The sequence below is a fragment of the Enterobacter sp. MGH85 genome (assembly GCF_001037655.1).
Lineage (GTDB): Bacteria > Pseudomonadota > Gammaproteobacteria > Enterobacterales > Enterobacteriaceae > Enterobacter > Enterobacter intestinihominis.
The window spans coordinates 4,209,667-4,228,493 of record NZ_KQ089925.1; the positions used below are offsets into that span (position 1 = coordinate 4,209,667).

Here is an 18,827-nt window from a genome sequence, read left to right on the forward strand (position 1 = left end):
AAATAGACAAAACTACTTATCCTGTTTACGACCATAGACTGTTTTTCATACTTCCGTTAGAAGAGTTGATTACAGCTTAAAGTCCAGTTTGGCATCTTTTATCCTTTCATAAACAGCCTCGCTAGGCGGTTTAGGAATGTTCGCCGATCTGGCTGCGGCCAGCGCAGCCTGACAGAGCGCAGGATCGCCCCCTTCAGACGTCACGCTTTTCAACCTGCCGTCTGGCGCAAGATTGATGTGCAGTACGCATTGCTTGCCCTGATACAGGCCTGCATCAAAGAGTCGGCTCTGAATCGCAACCTGGATCTGTTTGGCATAAGCACTGATATCTGCACCTGTTGCCCCACCGTTGGCTCCGGAGGTACCGCTGTCTTTTGACGGCTGTCCATTTCCTTTCGCCCCACCGCCCGTTTTCGGTGCATTCTTACCGGAACTCAGGTCGCCCAGCAGATCGTCAACTCCTGCGGCTGCGGCAGCTTTCTCAGCGGCAGCGGCCTTTTTAGCAGCGGCTTTTTCGGCTGCTGCTTTCTTATCGGCAGCGGCTTTTTCGGCTGCTGCTTTCTTATCGGCAGCGGCTTTCTCAGCTGCAGCTTTTTTATCAGCAGCGGCTTTTTTATCAGCAGCGGCTTTTTCCGCAGCGGCGGCTTTTTCTGCCGCAGCTTTCTCAGCGGCAGCCGCTTTCTTCGCCGCTTCGGCGGCCGCTTTTTTCTCTGCTTCCTGGGCGGCTTTCTTCGCGGCTTCTGCTTCGGCTTTCTTCTGTGCGTCAGCAGCGGCTTTTTTCGCGGCTTCGGCTTCCGCTTTCTTCTTCGCATCAGCAGCGGCTTTCTTCGCGGCTTCTGCTTCGGCCTTCTTCTGCGCGTCAGCAGCGGCTTTTTTCGCTGCTTCTGCGGCTACTTTCGCCTGAGCATCTGCCTGCGCCTTAGCGTCTGCTGCGGCTTTGGCTGCCGCCTCCTCCGCCTGCTTCTGCTGTTCCTGCGCTTTCTTCGCTGCGGCTTCAGCCTGTTTCTGCTGCTCCGCCTGCTCTTTCGCCGCTTCCTGTGCCTGCAAACGCTCTTTCTCAAGCTGCTTCAGACGCTCCTGCTCGGCGGCCTGCTTTTCACGTAGCTCTTCCGCCTGCTGTTGCGCCTGTTTTTCACGCTGTTCTTCCGCACGTTTTGCACTCGCCTGCTGCTGTTGCTGGCGATTATAGTTCTGCACTACCGCACCGGGATCCACCATGACGGCGTCGATGGACGAGCCCCCACCGCCGCCTGATGCATCAAGGTGCTCATCGAACGAACTCCAGATCAGCGCTGCAAAAAGAATTACGTGCAGCACTGCGGAGACGATTATCGCTCGCTTAAGCTTGTCGTTCTGTTCGGTTGCCTTTGACACTATCGGTTCCCAAAAACTACGCAGATGATCAAATAGGCTGAGTCATTAAGCCAACTGACTTAACGCCCGCGCTATGTAGCAAGTTCAGCGCTTTGATAATTTCATCATATGGTACGTCTTTCGCACCACCGATTAAGAAGACCGTCTTCGGATTTGACTCCAGGCGTCGTTGCGCTTCAGCAATAACCTGCTCGGGCGGAAGCTGATCCATACGATCTTTCTCTACCACCACGCTGTACTGCCCTACGCCGGAAACCTCAATGATGACCGGAGGATCGTCATTGGTGCTTACCGCCTGTGATTCTGTCGCATCCGGCAGATCCACTTCCACGCTCTGGGTGATGATGGGCGCTGTCGCCATAAAGATCAGCAGCAGCACCAGCAGCACGTCCAGTAACGGAACGATATTGATTTCGGACTTGAGCTCGCGACGACCTCGTCCACGCGATCTGGCCATGGTTTACCCCTTGTTGCTCTCGGTGCTGGTAAACGCCTGACGATGCAGAATCGCGGTGAACTCTTCCATAAAGTTGTCGTAGTTCAGTTCCAGTTTATTCACGCGCTGGTTCAGACGGTTATACGCCATTACCGCCGGAATTGCCGCGAACAGACCGATTGCGGTCGCGATCAGTGCTTCTGCGATACCCGGTGCCACCATCTGCAAGGTTGCCTGCTTCACCGCCCCCAGGGCGATAAAGGCGTGCATGATCCCCCACACCGTACCAAACAGGCCGATATACGGGCTGATGGAGCCAACGGTTCCGAGGAAAGGAATATGCGTTTCAAGATTTTCCAGTTCGCGATTCATGGAAATGCGCATCGCACGCGACGCACCTTCTACCACGGCTTCCGGCGCATGGTTGTTAGCACGGTGTAAGCGAGCGAACTCTTTGAAACCACTATAAAAAATTTGTTCGGAGCCTGAAAGGTTATCACGGCGTCCCTGGCTTTCCTGATAGAGACGAGAAAGCTCTATACCCGACCAGAACTTATCTTCAAACGCTTCGGCTTCGCGGCCAGCGGCATTGAGGATACGCGTTCTCTGGATGATGATGGCCCAGGATGCGATTGAAAAACCAATCAAAATCAACATGATAAGTTTAACCAGAAGGCTTGCCTTCAGGAACAAATCAAGGATATTCATGTCAGTCACTGCTTAAACTCCGCGACAATAGACTTAGGAAGCGCACGAGGCTTCATTATGGTTGGATCAACACAGACAATCAGGACTTCAGCTGAGTTCAGTACCGTGTTCTCTGCATTGACTATCCGCTGCGTGAAAACCAGTGAAGTTCCGCGCATTGATGTAATTTCTGTTTGGACTTCGAGCATATCGTCGAGTCTGGCAGGCGCAAAATACTCAAGCGTCATCTTGCGTACCACGAAGGCAACTCGCTCAGCCAACAGCACCTGTTGACTAAAGTGATGATGGCGCAGCATCTCTGTGCGTGCCCGTTCATAAAAAGCAACGTAGCTGGCGTGGTAGACCACACCACCGGCATCGGTATCTTCGTAATAGACACGTACCGGCCATCGAAACAGCGTTGTATTCACTTTACATCCCGGTAATACAAGAAAAGTTGGAGCTTTCAAACTTCGCTACTATACGCGCGGGAATGATGGTTTGGAATGGGGGAAAGTAAACGGAGAGTAAATTTTTATGGGCTCGGGTAAGCCCATATCATTAACGGACATTTCTTATTCAGAAGAAGAAGAAAATCAAACCGGCGAGAAGAACCAGATCGGCAATCAGCGGGCAGAAGATACCCTGCCAGTGAAGCGCTTTCGGATGAAAGCCGACACCGTGAATCACACCTGCACACACCGCCCACATAATCAGGAAGCCGTGCCAGATCTCAAGCTCGCTGGTTTTAGCCGCGAAGCGCGACGGGTCCCAGAAGATACAGCCCGCCAGCAGTAATGCCATAATGAGGGAAAGCGCCCGCAGGGGGCGCTTGTCCATTACCGCATATAACGTTGCGATAATATTCATTAGTGCTTATCTTCACCTGCTTTAGACGCTTCTACATGCTCAAGCGCCAGGGCAGTGATGACACCAAATGCACAGGCAAGAAGCGTCCCTAAAATCCATGCGAAATACCACATATTCAGCTCCTTACTTAATACATAGAGTGGGTGTTGCTTTCGATATGTTCTTTAGTGATGCGACCGAACATTTTCCAGTAACACCAGGCGGTGTAGAGCAGGATAATCGGCACGAACACGCAAGCAACGTACGTCATCAGGTTCAACGTCAACTGGCTGGACGTTGCATCCCACATGGTCAGGCTAGCATTCATCATGGTGCTGGATGGCATCACGAATGGGAACATAGCAATACCTGCCGTCAGGATAATGCACGCAAGCGTCAGGGAAGAGAACACGAACGCCATAGCGCCTTTCTCCAGACGAGACATTAACACTGTCAGCAGTGGCAGCAGCACACCCAGAGCAGGGATAGCCCACAGCGCAGGCATATTGTTGAAGTTCACCAGCCATGCGCCAGCCTGACGCGCCACCTCTTTGGTCAACGGGTTAGACGGTGCGGTATGGTTAATGGCGGAGGTCACCACGTAGCCATCAATACCGTACACGACCCACACGCCTGCCAGCGCGAAGCAGACCAGCGTCACCAGCGCCGCCACCTGAGCGGTCGCACGGGAACGCAGGTGCAGTTCACCTACGGTACGCATCTGGAGATAGGTTGCGCCCTGGGTGATGATCATCGCCACGCTCACCACGCCCGCCAGAAGACCAAACGGATTCAGCAGCTGGAAGAAGTTACCGGTGTAGAACAGACGCATATATTCGTCGACGTGGAACGGTACGCCCTGTAACAGGTTACCGAACGCCACACCAATGACCAGCGGTGGAACGAAGCTACCAATGAAGATGCCCCAGTCCCACATGTTACGCCAGCGGGTGTCTTCAATCTTGGAGCGGTAGTCAAAACCTACCGGACGGAAGAATAAAGAGGCCAGCACCAGAATCATCGCCACATAGAAGCCGGAGAACGCAGCCGCGTAAACCATCGGCCAGGCAGCGAACAGCGCGCCGCCTGCGGTGATCAGCCACACCTGGTTACCGTCCCAGTGCGGGGCGATGGAGTTGATCATGATTCGACGCTCGGTGTCATTACGACCGAGGAAACGGGTGAGCATGCCCACGCCCATATCGAAACCATCGGTGACCGCAAAACCAATCAGCAGAACGCCGATCAACAGCCACCAGATAAAACGCAATACTTCATAATCGATCATTTGATGACTCCTGTCTTAGCGTGCCGGCTGAGTAGTCGTAACAGACTGCTCGTAGTGGTAGCGACCGGTTTTCAGGCTGCTTGGGCCAAGGCGCGCGAACTTGAACATCAGGAACAGTTCAGCCACCAGGAACAGGGTGTACAGACCGCAAATCAGCAGCATGGAGAAGATCAGGTCGCCTGCGGTCAGGGAGGAGTTCGCTACCGCTGTTGGCAGCACCTCACCGATCGCCCATGGCTGACGGCCATATTCCGCAACAAACCAGCCGGACTCGATAGCAATCCATGGCAGTGGGATACCGTACAGCGCGGTGCGCAGCAGCCATTTTTTCTCACCGATACGGTTACGAATGACTGACCAGAACGAGGCCGCGATGATCAGCAGCATGATAATGCCGCAACCCACCATGATGCGGAACGCGAAGTACAGCGGCGCAACGCGTGGAATAGAGTCTTTGGTTGCCATCTGAATCTGCGCTTCCGTCGCGTCGGAGACGTTCGGGGTATAGCGTTTCAGCAGCAGACCGTAACCGAGGTCTTTCTTCACGTCGTTAAATTGATCGCGAACGGCCTGGTCGGTAGAACCGGCGCGCAGCTGTTCCAGCAGCGAGTAGGCTTTCATCCCGTTACGGATACGCTCTTCATGCTGCACCATCAGATCTTTCAGGCCAGTCACCTGTTTGTCGACGGAGCGCGTGGCGATAATACCCAGAGCGTAAGGAATTTGAATGGCGAAGCGGTTTTCCTGCGCGTCCTGGTCAGGCACGCCGAACAGGGTAAACGCTGCCGGTGCCGGCTGGGTTTCCCATTCAGCTTCAATTGCGGCGAGTTTGGTTTTCTGCACGTCACCCATTTCGTAACCGGATTCATCACCCAGAACAATAACGGACAGAATCGCGGCCATACCGAAGCTTGCTGCGATAGCGAAAGAACGCTTGGCGAACGCGAAGTCACGGCCGCGCAGCATATAGTAGGAGCTGATGCCCAGCACGAACATCGCGCCGCACACATAGCCAGACGCCACGGTGTGCACGAATTTAACCTGGGCAACCGGGTTCAGGACTAGCTCAGCGAAGCTGACCATCTCCATACGCATGGTTTCGAAGTTGAAATCAGATGCGATTGGGTTTTGCATCCAGCCGTTCGCCACCAGGATCCACAGTGCGGACAAGTTGGAGCCTAATGCCACCAGCCAGGTTACCGCCATATGCTGGACTTTACCCAGACGGTCCCAACCGAAGAAGAACAGACCTACAAAGGTGGATTCGAGGAAGAAGGCCATCAGACCTTCAATGGCCAGCGGCGCACCGAAAATATCCCCTACATAGTGGGAATAGTAAGACCAGTTTGTCCCGAACTGGAACTCCATGGTCAGACCGGTTGCCACGCCCAGCGCAAAGTTGATACCAAACAACTTGCCCCAGAACTTGGTCATATCTTTATAAATCTGTTTGCCGGAGAGGACGTAAACCGTTTCCATGATGGCCAGCAGGAACGCCATACCGAGCGTCAGCGGCACAAAAAGGAAATGGTACATCGCGGTCAAGGCAAACTGTAAGCGCGACAGTTCGACTACGTCTAACATTATGACTCCTTGCTCATCGCATGAAGACTCCGAGAGTGAACCCCGTTAGATAAGGATCCACACGCATGCCCCAATACAAAGTTATCTGCTTCCCTTCTTCGTTGCTTATTCTCTACAGGAGGAAAAAGCAATGATGAAAGGTTACAAATACGTTAAGAAAAAACCAAATTGATCCCGTAAATATAATACGCTGCAAAACCCTTACAATAAACAGGTTTTTATTCGAACAGATTTACGTTTTTCGACGGCGATCAATTTATAGCAAAATTACCACTTTTCGGCCATTTTGATCGGGAACAATTTAACGCCTTTTGGAGCCTTTTTCCAAGGATTAAACATTGATTTAAATCAAAAACAGCCGGTACTGTTAATGATGTTTCTTTGTGACATGGATAGTAAAAACCTTGTTAATAACATGTATATTTAAAGGCATTAATGGTTATAAAAGCCAGAAGATAATATAAACAGTTGTGATTTTTATTAACGCGTGTGAAAAAAGACCTTTTTGCAGGGAGAGAAACATATAATGTTATCCGCTTCACAGTATTTTTCTTTCGCTTTACTACCCGCCTAAAAGATTACATTTCATTCACCTTCGCTAATCTTAAAATTAACACCCTTTGGTGACTATTTGATGAAATAAAGGCCGCAGGGGATGCGGCCTTGATATTGTTCTTGAGATTACCTTTCAATTTTTATGCTGAAGGTGCGTGACTGGCCTGGCCTGAAAGACCCCGTAATGGCTGAGCCCTCCTCCCCTTGCGCTTTGCACACCTCATTCATGTCCGTTTCGCAACAGGCCTGGACCTCACGGTTCACAGACAAAGCCACGTCACTGGAGCGGGTCTCCGAAGGGTTGTACAGACGAAGAATCATCTCGTCACGATCCTCCGCTTTTTTCAGCGCACTGAGTACACATCCGTTAGGCGCCAGCGTTAGCAGGCTATAGCTACAGGGTGTGGTGAAAGAGGCACGGTTAAGCTTCATCGCATCCCACGGAATTTTGTTATAACAGTGCACTGGCGTTAACCACGACTTCGCCTGCTGCGCAACGCCAGCACTGACGGGCGTACCATTAAAACTGAACAGGCTAAAGCGACAGGTTAACTGGCCCCGCATCTGCGAATCAGGCACCGGCATTTTGATCCCGGACGGTCTGCCAGGGCGCAGAAGTAAGTCTTCCTTCCCAAGCAACCCGACGCCGCGAAGCAACGTCAGGGCAAACGTGTTTTGACGCTCACCTGTTACTTCAAATTCGCGCAACCCTTCGGTAAATAGCGCCATCCCGTTACGCCGTTCCTGGAGCACCGCGTAGTTGAGCAGATTCCACACCGGCAGCGGCGCTTCCTTCCATCCCTCCTCCTGCCAGTCTGCCATCGCTTCATCCTGTACAGGGCGCGTCAGCGAACCAAACTGGGTATCGGCTAAGACCGTCTCTGTGGTGAATGGTGTCGGGATCAGCACCCGCACACGGTGGTCATCCGCGTGATTTCCGAGACGTGCCTCGACGTCGATACGTCGGCTGTTATGGCTGAGCGTGACCGTGAGTTCTGCCTCAAGCGTTCCCGTCTGCTGACGCGCAGAACGTTCAGCGAGATCCGCTGGCACCGCCATTCGATGGCGGATCACCGCCCTGCTCTGCCAGGCCTCGTGGATCACCTCAACCTCATGTTCGCCCTGCGCGGAAGAGAGTCTCCACTCTTCCCGTGAAGGCGAGTAGTCGTACTCATCGCCATCATCCGAGCTCTCTTCAATTTCCAGCGCGCGGTCATAGATAAGCCCGGACGCTTTATCGAGCAGACGCAAAGTACCGTCCTCGTTTAACGTTACTTCCCAGAAAGCATTTTCCAGTAACGCCTCCGGCGATTTATCTGGCGTCTGCAGTTTGCCGGCCACGTGCGGCTCGATATAGAGCGTGCGGTAACCCATAGATGGCAGGATCTGGTTGAGCTGGATGTCAAACTCCATGAAGGGATCGTAGTTGCCGTAATGCACTATCTGCCGGTCAATCAGCCCGGGGTCTATCTCACGCGCGCTGCGGAGATAATAAGGGATTTCATTTCCCTTTTCGTCCAACAGGCGGAACTGGCTGGCGCGCAGACGTATCGTGGTGTTAATCACTTCCTCACGCGGCCAGGGCGTGAGGTTAAACATCACCAGTTTGTCTTCCTCGCTCTGCGGCATGTTGTCGACAATCTTGCGCATATAGAAGCACGTCAGGTTATCAGCCATGTCTTCCGCCAGCTCAAAGCGTGACATCACCTCGCGATGCACTTTATCGCTGCAGCAGCAGCCGATACTGTCGTGGGCGTGATTCTTGAGGATCTCTTTCCACATTTTTTCCAGCAAGCCGTGGTGATAGTCAAAGCCCAGCGTCCAGGCAAGCGTAGCCAGCGGCTCAAGGACGTTGACGATTTTATTCTCTATCCGGGCGTGGGCGATTTTGATGTCCATCCGCGTGGAGCCGATCGTCCGGTGCACCCGCATATATTTACCGTCAATAAATTCCCCTTTCAGCGTCGCCAGTTCATCGCGGTGCGCATCGATATGGTCAAACACCTCCTCGAAGCGGCTCATCACAAACTGACGCTGCGGATAGATTTTGCGCAGCTTATCCATCACCGCAAATATGTTCTGCTGGAGCGGCATCTGATCATGGCCGTTAGGCAGCAAAATTTCTTTCGTCACGGAGGCTTTTTCGAGCACCTCGAAGTAGTTGTCGAGCCGTTTGCGCAGTCCGGCTTCATCCTCCGGTAAGTACTTACCAATCGCGTAGCCCAGCGGCAGCACCTGTGCCGTCACTTCGCTGCCGTCCTGGCTTTGCCAGAGAAATTCGGTTTTATCGGTACCGTGCCGCTCGGAACACCCGCGCCAGAACATGGTGCGCGTGATGCCAAAACCGTTGTAAATGTGTGGCAGCTGGGAAGACATGCCGAAGGAGTCCGGCAGATAGCCAATTTTCATCGGCTCGCCAAAGGCCAGACAGTCGCGCATGCCGTACATCAGATTGCGCACAATCGACTCGCCGGAGACAAGGGTGGTGTCCGTCTGGGTATACCACGGCCCGATAATCAGCTTCCCGGCCGCCACCAGCGCCTTCACGCGTGGCCTGTTTTCCGGTTTCACGGCAAAATAATCTTCCAGCACCGCCGTCTGGCCGTCGAGAACGTAGTATTTATACTCTGCGTCCTGCTCAAGACGGGTGAGGATCTCTTCCATATTATTGACCAGAAGAATACGTGACGCTTCGGTGGTGAAGTACCACTCCCGGTCCCAGTGCATATGTGGCGTGATATGAACGCGAGATACAGCTTTCATCTTCGTTTCCTGTCAGTGCGTGTTTAGGATGGTATGTCTTCAGTCACGTAGGTACCGCTCTTCACGGCCTGGCGTCGCCAGAGCAGTAAAATGAGCGTAGAGATTGCGGCGCCCACCAGCGCGGCGCCAAACCAGCCGGCAGCGGCTATCACGCCGCCCAGCCCGGCATCATGCAGTAAGAAGAGAGAGAAAATGCCCGCGCCCGGGGTGGAGAGCCCAATACCCATCGCTCCGACAATCGCTCCGGTCGCCATTGACCCCAGAACAAATGAGCCGATGACTCGCAACGGATCCTCGATAGCCATCGGAATTGCCCCTTCGGTGATGCCCGCCAGCCCCAGCAGCCAGGTGGATTTGCCGGTCTCAATTTCGAACTGTTTAAACAGATTCGGAGCCAGCATCGTTGATGCCGTCACGGTAAAGGCCGAAACCATTTTGACGGAGGCGAAGATCGCATAAGGCCCGTATACGCCGTTGGCCATCGCGCCCAGACAGAACGCGTAAGAGGCTTTGTTGACCGGACCGCCCAGATCGAACGAGCACATAAAGCCCAGGATCGCCCCCAGCAGCAGCGCGTTCGCGCCGGAGAGACCATTAAGCCAGGCGGTCAGAGCGTTATTGATCCAGGCCACCGGTTCGCCGATCACAAACAGCATCAGGCTGCCTGCGCCCAGTACGCCAATCACCGGATAGAGATAAAAGGTCAGAAAGCCGTTGTAGCGGCTACTCAGCCGGATGTGGTTTTTCACCCAGCGCATCAGGTAGCCCGCAATCAGCCCGCCGACGATGGCCCCCAGAAAGCCGGAGCCGATCATATTGGCGGCAAGGCCCGCCGCAAATCCCGGCGTAAGCGCAGGTTTATCCGCCAGCGAGTAAGCGGTATAGGCCGCCAGAACAGGGACCATCAGAATGCCGAGCATCCCACCGCCCAGTTTACGGTACATCCACAGCCACGAGTTTTCCTGATCGAACAGGTGCTGCAAGCCCAGGATTTGCGCCAGGAGTACCGACACGGCCAGCACCGTGCCGCCAGCGACGATCAGCGGCACCGCAAAGGAGATACCGCTGAGCAGCGCTTGCTTGAGTTCGGTTTTAACGGACTTTTTCGCGTCCGTGTCGACGTGCGCAGGACGCGCATCGGATACAGGCTGTAGCGCCAGCGCACGCTCAATGAGCGCTTCCGCATGGCGCAAGGGTTCCGCGACGGGCACGGAAATGGCGGGGATCCCCTGAAAACGCTCACGCTCTTTGATCGCCACTTCCGCCGCGAAGATACACGCTTTTGCCTCCTGCAAATGCTGCGCGGTGATGCGCCCCTCAATACCGTTTGCCCCCTGCTTTTCGACCACTACATTGACGCCGAGCTTACGTCCCGCTTTTTCGAGATATTCCGCTGCCATGTAGGTATGGGCGATCCCGGCCGGACAGGCGGTAACGCAGACGATCGTCGGGGCATTCTCTGCGACGGCGGTTTCTTGCGCCTCAGGCGCCGTTTCCAGCGCAGCAAGCACCGCTTCCGCGCTGGTCGCCGTCATCACGTGCGCCCTGAGATCGTCATCCGCCAGGCGGGACGTCAGTTCCGTCAGCACCTGAATATGCGTTGATCCCGCTTGTGCGGGAGGAATGGCGAGCAGAAAAATCAGCTCGACCTCCTCCGGTCCGTCCACGCCTTCCCAGATCAGCGGCTCGCGCAGTGTTGCCACGGCAAAAGCCGCTTCCTTTACTGCCGCTGATTTACCATGGGGTACGGCCAGCCCCTCGCCCAGCGCCGTCGGGCCAAGCGATTCGCGATGGAAAACCTCTGCCAGAAACGTATCGGCGTCGGCTATTTTGCCCAACGCTACCAGCCGCGTCGCAAGCTGACGGATTGCCTCATCACGGCTGGTAAACTGCGCCTGCACGCAGACAGCACGGGGGTCGGTCAGAGTCGTCAGGTTCATAAGATCCTCACCTATCCAAAGTTATTGTCTGGGGAGGATTGTGGCAGACTGGATAATACATTTATGTGATCATTTTCACTAACAACGATATTTGTATTTAATTTGTATTATTTACAAATCAGTCACTGAAGGCATAATTCCCCTAAAAAGGTATTAAAAAGGCGTAACACAATGGGCAATAAACCGATGTACCGGCAGATCGCCGATGCGTTCCGCGAGAAGATTAACGCCGGGGAATTAAAACCCGGAGACGCGCTGCCGACGGAATCCAGCCTTCAGGAGGCATTTAACGTTAGCCGTGTCACCGTGCGGCAGGCTTTGAAGCTGCTCGCCGACGAGCAGATCATCGAAAGCATTCAGGGCAGTGGCTCGTATGTAAAAGAGGAGCGGGTGAATTACGATATTTATCAGCTTACCGGCTTTTACGAAAAACTGGCGGATCGCAACGTTGATACGCACAGCGACGTCAGCGTCTTCGAAGTGGTGAAAGCCGATGAGCGGCTCGCGGCAAAACTGGCGCTCAATCCGGATGATAAGGTCTGGCACGTCAAGCGCGTACGCTTCATCAGGGAAAAGCCGGTGAATCTGGAAGAGACATGGATGCCGCTGGCGATGTTTCCCGACCTTACATGGGAAGTGATGGAACAGTCGAAATACCATTACATTGAGCAGGTCAAAAAGCTGGTTATCGATCGCAGCGAGCAGGAGCTGGTGCCAGTCATGCCATCGGACGAGGCGATTGCCGCCCTGGCGCTCGATCCGGCAAAACCAATTCTTGAAAAAGTTTCCCGCGGCTTCCTTAAAGACGGCCGGGTATTTGAATTCAGTCGCAACGTGTTTAACACCGACGACTATAAATTCACTCTGGTGGCTAAACGCAGGCAATAAAAAAAGGCCGCTTTACAGCGGCCAACCATGTCGAAACGGACATTTTTTTATACTTCAACGCGCCCCATTCGGGGAGCAGAGAGGACTTACTTAATGATGGATTTCAGTGCTTCACCGATATCCGCCAGGCTGCGAACGGTTTTCACGCCTGCGGCTTCCAGTGCTGCGAATTTCTCATCAGCCGTACCTTTACCGCCAGCGATAATCGCACCCGCGTGACCCATACGTTTGCCTTTCGGCGCGGTCACACCCGCGATATAACCCACCACCGGCTTGGTCACATGATCTTTGATGTAAGCAGCCGCTTCTTCTTCCGCGCTACCACCGATCTCACCGATCATCACGATCGCTTCGGTCTGTGGATCTTCCTGGAACAGCTTCAGGATGTCGATGAAGTTAGAGCCTGGGATCGGGTCACCGCCGATGCCCACGCAGGTGGACTGGCCGAAGCCGTAATCGGTGGTCTGCTTAACTGCTTCATAGGTCAGGGTACCGGAACGGGACACGATGCCCACTTTGCCCGGTTTGTGAATGTGGCCCGGCATGATGCCGATTTTGCATTCGCCTGGGGTGATAACGCCTGGGCAGTTCGGGCCGATCATGCGCACGCCTGCTTCGTCCAGCTTCACCTTCACGGTCAGCATATCCAGCGTCGGGATGCCTTCGGTGATGGTGATGATCAGCTTAATGCCTGCGTCGATCGCTTCCAGAATAGAGTCTTTGCAGAACGGCGCTGGAACGTAGATCACGGTCGCGGTTGCGCCCGTCGCTTCTACTGCTTCACGCACGGTGTTGAACACCGGCAGGCCCAGGTGCGTGGTGCCGCCTTTACCTGGCGTTACGCCGCCAACCATCTGCGTACCGTAGGCAATCGCCTGTTCGGAGTGGAAAGTCCCCTGGCTACCGGTGAAGCCCTGGCAGATAACCTTGGTATCTTTATTAATTAAAACGGACATTATTTCCCCTCCACTGCGGCAACAACCTGCTGAGCTGCATCCGTCAGACTTTTCGCTGCAATAATATTCAGGCCGCTGTCAGCCAGTTTTTTCGCGCCGAGTTCAGCGTTATTCCCTTCCAGACGTACAACAACCGGAACGTTAACGCCCACTTCTCCTACCGCGCCGATGATACCGTCGGCGATCAGGTCGCAACGTACGATACCGCCGAAGATGTTCACCAGAACCGCTTTTACGTTGCTGTCAGAGAGAATGATTTTGAACGCTTCGGTTACGCGCTCTTTGGTTGCGCCACCGCCCACGTCGAGGAAGTTCGCTGGCTCACCGCCGTGCAGCTTAACGATGTCCATGGTGCCCATTGCCAGGCCCGCACCGTTAACCATGCAGCCGATGTTGCCATCCAGCGCCACGTAGTTCAGCTCCCACTGGGCAGCCTGCGCTTCACGCGGATCTTCCTGAGACTGGTCGCGCATTTCGCGCAGATCCGCCTGGCGGAACAGCGCGTTGCCGTCAGCGCCCAGCTTGCCGTCGAGGCAGATCAGGTCGCCCTGGGTGGTGATCACCAGCGGGTTGATCTCGATCAGCGCCAGATCGCGCTCCAGGAAGATGGTCGCCAGCCCCATGAAGATCTTGGTGAACTGCTGAACCAGCTTGCCTTCCAGACCCAGTTTGAACGCCAGCTCACGACCCTGGTAAGGCATTGGGCCCGCCAGCGGATCGATTGCCACTTTGTGGATCAGGTGCGGGGTCTCTTCCGCCACTTTTTCGATTTCCACGCCGCCTTCGGTAGATGCCATGAACACCACGCGACGGGAGCTACGGTCTACGACTGCGCCGAGGTACAATTCTTTCGCGATGTCGGTTGCCGCTTCAACCAGGATCTGGTTGACCGGCTGGCCATTCGCATCTGTCTGGTAGGTTACCAGACGCTTGCCGAGCCAATGTTCAGCAAACGCACGGATCTCTTCTTTGCTCTTAACAACCTTCACACCGCCCGCTTTACCACGGCCACCAGCGTGAACCTGACATTTAACTACCCACGGGCCGGAACCGATTTTAGATGCGGCTTCTTCTGCTTCACGCGGGGTAGTACAGGCATAACCCACCGGAGCCGGTAAGCCTGACCTGGCAAACAGCTGTTTGGCCTGATATTCATGTAAGTTCATGTGTTCTATCCATCCTTCAGGGTAATCGTTATCTTCAAACCTGTAGACCGGCGCTACGCTTATCCGGCCTACAGGGCAGGTGATGCTAAATAGTTACTAAACGTCCAGCAGCAGACGCGTTGGATCTTCCAGCAGCTCTTTAATGGCAACCAGGAAGCCTACGGACTCGCGGCCGTCGATCAGGCGGTGATCGTATGAGAGCGCCAGGTACATCATCGGCAGGATCTCAACTTTACCGTCTACCGCCATTGGACGATCTTTAATGGCGTGCATACCCAGGATCGCGCTCTGCGGCGGGTTGATGATCGGGGTAGACATCAGCGAGCCGAACACGCCACCGTTGGTAATGGTGAAGTTACCGCCAGTCAGGTCTTCAACGGTCAGCTTGCCGTCGCGGCCTTTCACGGCCAGCTCTTTGATTTTCTTCTCAATGTCAGCCATACCCAGGGTGTCCACATCACGCAGAACCGGGGTGACCAGGCCACGTGGGGTAGAAACCGCCATGCTGACGTCGAAGTAGTTGTGGTAAACCACGTCATCGCCATCGATAGACGCGTTCACTTCCGGGTAGCGTTTCAGCGCTTCAACTACCGCTTTCACGTAGAAGGACATGAAGCCCAGACGGATACCGTGACGTTTTTCAAACGCGTCACCGTACTGCTTGCGCAGGTCCATGATTGGCTTCATGTTGACTTCGTTGAAGGTGGTCAGCATCGCGGTGGAGTTTTTCGCTTCCAGCAGACGCTCGGCCACGCGCTTGCGAAGGCGGGTCATCGGCACGCGTTTTTCGCTACGTGCGCCCAGAGCTGGCTGTGCCGCTGGTGCTGCCGCAGGGGCTTTCGCTTCCGCTTTCGCCTCTGAAGGCGCTTTTGCCAGATGCTTGTCGATATCTTCGCGAGTCAGACGGCCACCCACGCCGGTACCTTTGATGGCTGCCGGATCGAGGCTGTGCTCAGCCAGCAGGCGACGGATCGCCGGGCTGAGCGCGTCATTGGTTTGCTCTTCCAGAGACGCCTGCTGGCGCTGGGCTGGGGTAGACGCTTTCTCTTCAGATTTCGCGCTGGACTCTTTGCCCGCGCTGTTGCCTTCACGCAGGCGACCCAGGATCTGGCGAGAAGTCACGGTCGTACCTTCGTCTTCCAGGACTGCATCCAGAATGCCATCCGCTGAAGCCGGTACTTCCAGTACCACTTTGTCAGTTTCGATTTCTACCAGCACTTCGTCACGGGTTACCGCGTCGCCTGGTTTTTTGTGCCAGGTGGCGACGGTTGCATCTGCTACGGACTCAGGCAGGTCGGGAACAAGAATATCTACGCTACTCATTATGTATCCTTTAATTAATCGACGTTCAGCGCGTCATTGACCAGATCTTGTTGCTGCTTCTGGTGAACGGACATATACCCTACCGCCGGAGAGGCGGAGGCCGGGCGACCTGCATAACGCAGGGCAGACCCAAATGGAATCACTTCACGGAAATGATGCTGGCTGCAATACCATGCGCCCTGGTTGAGCGGCTCTTCCTGGCACCAGACAAAATCATGAACGTGAGCGTACTGTTTCAGCACTTCCTGCATCGCCTGATGCGGGAACGGATAAAGCTGCTCGATACGCACGATGGCGACATCTTTCTGATCGTTCTTACGGCGCTGTTCCAGCAGGTCGTAATAAACCTTACCAGAACACATTACGACACGCTTAACGGCCTGCGGATCCAGCTCGTCAATTTCACCGATGGCTGGCAGGAAGGTGCCGTTAGCCAGTTCATCCAGGCTCGAAACCGCCAGCGGATGACGCAGCAGGGATTTTGGCGACATGACCACCAGCGGACGGCGCATACCGCGCAGCGCCTGACGACGCAGCATGTGGTACACCTGAGCCGGGGTGGACGGCACGCAGACCTGCATGTTCTGCTCGGCGCAGAGTTGCAGATAACGCTCCAGACGCGCGGAGGAGTGCTCCGGCCCTTGCCCTTCATAGCCGTGCGGCAGCAACATCACCAGACCACACATACGGCCCCACTTCTGCTCACCGGAGGAGATGAACTGGTCGATGACGACCTGCGCACCGTTGGCGAAGTCACCGAACTGCGCTTCCCAGATAGTCAGGGTGCGAGGTTCTGCGGTGGCGTAGCCGTATTCGAAGGCCAGAACCGCTTCTTCTGACAGCACGGAGTCCCAGACCTTGAACTGGCCCTGACCGTTATGCACGTGCTGAAGCGGAGTATAGGTTGAACCGTTAGACTGGTTGTGTACAACCGCATGACGGTGGAAGAAGGTGCCACGACCCGCATCTTCACCGGACAGACGAACCGGAATACCTTCGTCAACCAGCGTCGCATAGGCCAGCGTTTCCGCGCCGCCCCAGTCGAACAGCTTTTCACCCGCCGCCATGGCCTGGCGGTCGCCATAGATCTTGGCCACGCGGGACTGCATCTCGATCGCTTCCGGCACGGTGCTGATGCGTTTAGCCAGCTCCTGCAAACGCTTCATCTCAACCTTGTTCGGGTAGCTCTCGTCCCACTCGTGGTTGAGGTACGGCGACCAGGTAAAGGAGTGCATGTTCATTGGGCGCAGCTCTTTGACCACGCATTCACCCGCGTCCAGCGCGTCGCGATAAAGATTGACCATTTCGGTCGCATCTTCCAGCGTCGCCACTTTTTCGCTTTCCAGCTTGTCAGCATAGATTTTACGCGGCGTCGGGTGTTTTTTGATTTTCTGGTACATCAGCGGCTGGGTTGCACTTGGCTCATCCGCTTCGTTGTGGCCGTGACGGCGGTAGCAGAAGAGGTCAATGAACACGTCGCGCTTAAAGGTGTTACGGAAGTCCAGCGCCAGACGGGTAACGAAAGCAACGGCTTCCGGGTCATCCGCGTTTACGTGGAAGATTGGCGCCTGAACCATTTTACCGATGTCGGTGCAGTACGGGGTAGAACGCGCATCCAGCGGGTTAGAGGTGGTGAAGCCCACCTGGTTGTTGATTACGATGCGAACGGTACCGCCCACTTCATAACCACGCGCTTTCGACATGTTCAGGGTTTCCTGAACCACGCCCTGCCCTGTGACTGCCGCATCACCGTGAATGGTGATTGGCAGCACTTTATTGCTGCTCGGCTCGTCCAGACGATCCAGACGCGCACGCACGGAACCGATAACCACCGGGCTGACGATTTCCAAGTGCGACGGGTTAAACGCCAGCGCCAGGTGAACCTGACCGCCCTCGGTTTCGATATCCGACGAGAAGCCCATGTGGTACTTCACGTCACCGGTGCCGAGGTGCTCTTTATGTTTACCCGCAAATTCGTCGAACAGATCCTGCGGTTTTTTACCCAGCACGTTAACCAGCACGTTCAGACGGCCACGGTGCGCCATGCCCAGCACCACTTCGCGCGTGCCGCTCTTACCGGCATGACGAATCAGCTCTTTCAGCATCGGGACTAACGCATCGCCGCCCTCCAGTGAGAAGCGTTTTGCGCCCGGGAATTTCGCGCCCAGATAGCGCTCAAGGCCTTCGGCTGCCGTCAGTTCGCTCAGGAAACGTTTTTTCTCGTCTGCTGAGAAATTCGCGTGACCCGCCACGGATTCGATACGCTGCTGGATCCAGCGTTTCTCTTCGGTGGAGGTAATGTGCATATATTCCGCGCCGATGGAGCCGCAGTAGGTTTGCTTGAGCGCATCAATCAGATCGCCCAGCTTCATCGTGTCTTTGCCGATGGCAAAGGAACCTACGTTAAAGCTTTCCTGGAAATCGGCCTCGGTCAGATCGTGATAAGCCGGATCGAGATCCGCTACACGTTCCTGCTGCCACAGTCCCAGCGGATCGAGATTCGCATGCTGGTGACCACGGAAGCGATAAGCGTTGATAAGCTGCAGGACTTTTACCTGCTTCGCATTGGTGTCAGGGTCGGAAATCGCAGAAGAGTAACGTGAGGCATCCTTCGCCAGACGACGGAAATAATCACGTGTTTTTGAATGGAATTGATCCGGTTTGACCCCTGTACCAGGCAACTGCTGGAACATGGAACGCCAGTTTGCGTCCACTGAGTCAGGATCGGTTAAGAAGTCTTCATAGAGCTGTTCTATCCAGCTCTGGTTTGAACCAGAGAGGTAAGAAGAGTCCAGCCAGGCTTTCATTGCGCCGTTCTGCATCGTGATCCCTTAAGCATTTTTATGCTTACTTTCGCCGTAGAAACTACCACGCACACCACGTGTACGTGCCGGGGTTCACCTGCGAGCTCTTTTCATTTGGCCCGCGAAGGAACCTTTAGAAACTGTCTAAACTTCAGGGCAGTTTTTAAAGGTTTCTGCAATTTGCCTGGTGGCGCTACGCTTACCGGGCCTACTG

At 54.8% G+C, this 18,827-nt stretch carries 15 protein-coding genes; 1 reads left to right on the forward strand and 14 read right to left on the reverse strand.

The annotated features are described in order from the left end of the window. Positions 1-69: 69 nt before the first annotated feature. From tolA to mngA, 10 genes are all read right to left on the reverse strand, one after another. On the reverse strand, positions 70-1,374 hold the full coding sequence (tolA, locus tag SK51_RS20015; RefSeq protein WP_048206994.1) for a cell envelope integrity protein TolA: 1,305 nt from the start codon (positions 1,372-1,374) through the stop codon (positions 70-72). A gap of 28 nt (positions 1,375-1,402) precedes the next feature. Then, positions 1,403-1,831, reverse strand: a complete 429-nt coding sequence (tolR, locus tag SK51_RS20020; RefSeq protein WP_003858589.1) for a colicin uptake protein TolR — start codon at positions 1,829-1,831, stop codon at positions 1,403-1,405. A 3-nt stretch (positions 1,832-1,834) separates the two neighbouring features. Continuing rightward, on the reverse strand, positions 1,835-2,527 hold the full coding sequence (tolQ, locus tag SK51_RS20025; RefSeq protein ID WP_022647470.1) for a Tol-Pal system protein TolQ: 693 nt from the start codon (positions 2,525-2,527) through the stop codon (positions 1,835-1,837). After that, complete coding sequence (ybgC, locus tag SK51_RS20030) at positions 2,524-2,928, reverse strand: tol-pal system-associated acyl-CoA thioesterase (protein WP_003858593.1); 405 nt, start codon at positions 2,926-2,928, stop codon at positions 2,524-2,526. Before ybgC ends, tolQ begins: the two co-directional genes overlap by 4 nt. Before the next feature lie 148 nt (positions 2,929-3,076). Beyond that, positions 3,077-3,367, reverse strand: coding sequence for a cyd operon protein YbgE (gene ybgE, locus SK51_RS20035; RefSeq protein ID WP_023305710.1), 291 nt, complete (start codon positions 3,365-3,367; stop codon positions 3,077-3,079). Beyond that, on the reverse strand, positions 3,367-3,480 hold the full coding sequence (gene cydX, locus SK51_RS20040; RefSeq protein ID WP_014169181.1) for a cytochrome bd-I oxidase subunit CydX: 114 nt from the start codon (positions 3,478-3,480) through the stop codon (positions 3,367-3,369). Before cydX ends, ybgE begins: the two co-directional genes overlap by 1 nt. A gap of 14 nt (positions 3,481-3,494) precedes the next feature. After that, positions 3,495-4,634, reverse strand: coding sequence for a cytochrome d ubiquinol oxidase subunit II (cydB, locus tag SK51_RS20045; protein WP_022647469.1), 1,140 nt, complete (start codon positions 4,632-4,634; stop codon positions 3,495-3,497). A gap of 15 nt (positions 4,635-4,649) precedes the next feature. Beyond that, complete coding sequence (gene cydA, locus SK51_RS20050) at positions 4,650-6,218, reverse strand: cytochrome ubiquinol oxidase subunit I (protein ID WP_023299615.1); 1,569 nt, start codon at positions 6,216-6,218, stop codon at positions 4,650-4,652. Between the two features lie 681 nt (positions 6,219-6,899). Beyond that, positions 6,900-9,536, reverse strand: coding sequence for a mannosylglycerate hydrolase (gene mngB, locus SK51_RS20055; protein WP_023305709.1), 2,637 nt, complete (start codon positions 9,534-9,536; stop codon positions 6,900-6,902). A 23-nt stretch (positions 9,537-9,559) separates the two neighbouring features. Next, complete coding sequence (gene mngA, locus SK51_RS20060) at positions 9,560-11,476, reverse strand: PTS 2-O-a-mannosyl-D-glycerate transporter subunit IIABC (RefSeq protein WP_023305708.1); 1,917 nt, start codon at positions 11,474-11,476, stop codon at positions 9,560-9,562. Between the two features lie 171 nt (positions 11,477-11,647). Here mngA and SK51_RS20065 point away from each other — a divergent pair, with 171 nt between their 5' ends. Beyond that, the gene (locus SK51_RS20065) at positions 11,648-12,364 is read left to right on the forward strand and encodes a GntR family transcriptional regulator (protein WP_032676359.1); all 717 of its coding nucleotides are present in this window, start codon (positions 11,648-11,650) and stop codon (positions 12,362-12,364) included. Positions 12,365-12,450: 86 nt separating this feature from the next. On the opposite strand, the gene sucD is transcribed toward SK51_RS20065, so the two are convergent. From sucD to sucA, 4 genes are all read right to left on the reverse strand, one after another. Next, positions 12,451-13,320, reverse strand: a complete 870-nt coding sequence (gene sucD / locus SK51_RS20070) for a succinate--CoA ligase subunit alpha (RefSeq protein WP_006809578.1) — start codon at positions 13,318-13,320, stop codon at positions 12,451-12,453. Further along, positions 13,320-14,486, reverse strand: a complete 1,167-nt coding sequence (sucC, locus tag SK51_RS20075) for an ADP-forming succinate--CoA ligase subunit beta (RefSeq protein WP_022647464.1) — start codon at positions 14,484-14,486, stop codon at positions 13,320-13,322. The genes sucD and sucC overlap by 1 nt, the downstream gene beginning before the upstream one ends. A 96-nt stretch (positions 14,487-14,582) precedes the next feature. Beyond that, positions 14,583-15,809, reverse strand: a complete 1,227-nt coding sequence (gene odhB, locus SK51_RS20080; protein ID WP_023299612.1) for a 2-oxoglutarate dehydrogenase complex dihydrolipoyllysine-residue succinyltransferase — start codon at positions 15,807-15,809, stop codon at positions 14,583-14,585. 14 nt (positions 15,810-15,823) lie between these two features. Continuing rightward, positions 15,824-18,631: a 2-oxoglutarate dehydrogenase E1 component gene (sucA, locus tag SK51_RS20085; RefSeq protein WP_022647462.1), complete on the reverse strand. Its 2,808-nt coding sequence runs from the start codon at positions 18,629-18,631 to the stop codon at positions 15,824-15,826. Positions 18,632-18,827: the final 196 nt, after the last annotated feature.

Coding starts and splice junctions, on each gene's coding strand:
- sucC (WP_022647464.1), bottom strand. CDS start 14,486: ATGAACTTACATGAATATCAGGCCAAACAGCTGTTTGCCAGGTCAGGC.
- odhB (WP_023299612.1), bottom strand. CDS start 15,809: ATGAGTAGCGTAGATATTCTTGTTCCCGACCTGCCTGAGTCCGTAGCA.
- ybgE (WP_023305710.1), bottom strand. CDS start 3,367: ATGAATATTATCGCAACGTTATATGCGGTAATGGACAAGCGCCCCCTG.
- cydA (WP_023299615.1), bottom strand. CDS start 6,218: ATGTTAGACGTAGTCGAACTGTCGCGCTTACAGTTTGCCTTGACCGCG.
- SK51_RS20065 (WP_032676359.1), top strand. CDS start 11,648: ATGGGCAATAAACCGATGTACCGGCAGATCGCCGATGCGTTCCGCGAG.
- mngA (WP_023305708.1), bottom strand. CDS start 11,476: ATGAACCTGACGACTCTGACCGACCCCCGTGCTGTCTGCGTGCAGGCG.
- cydX (WP_014169181.1), bottom strand. CDS start 3,480: ATGTGGTATTTCGCATGGATTTTAGGGACGCTTCTTGCCTGTGCATTT.
- cydB (WP_022647469.1), bottom strand. CDS start 4,634: ATGATCGATTATGAAGTATTGCGTTTTATCTGGTGGCTGTTGATCGGC.
- tolR (WP_003858589.1), bottom strand. CDS start 1,831: ATGGCCAGATCGCGTGGACGAGGTCGTCGCGAGCTCAAGTCCGAAATC.
- sucA (WP_022647462.1), bottom strand. CDS start 18,631: ATGCAGAACGGCGCAATGAAAGCCTGGCTGGACTCTTCTTACCTCTCT.
- sucD (WP_006809578.1), bottom strand. CDS start 13,320: ATGTCCGTTTTAATTAATAAAGATACCAAGGTTATCTGCCAGGGCTTC.
- mngB (WP_023305709.1), bottom strand. CDS start 9,536: ATGAAAGCTGTATCTCGCGTTCATATCACGCCACATATGCACTGGGAC.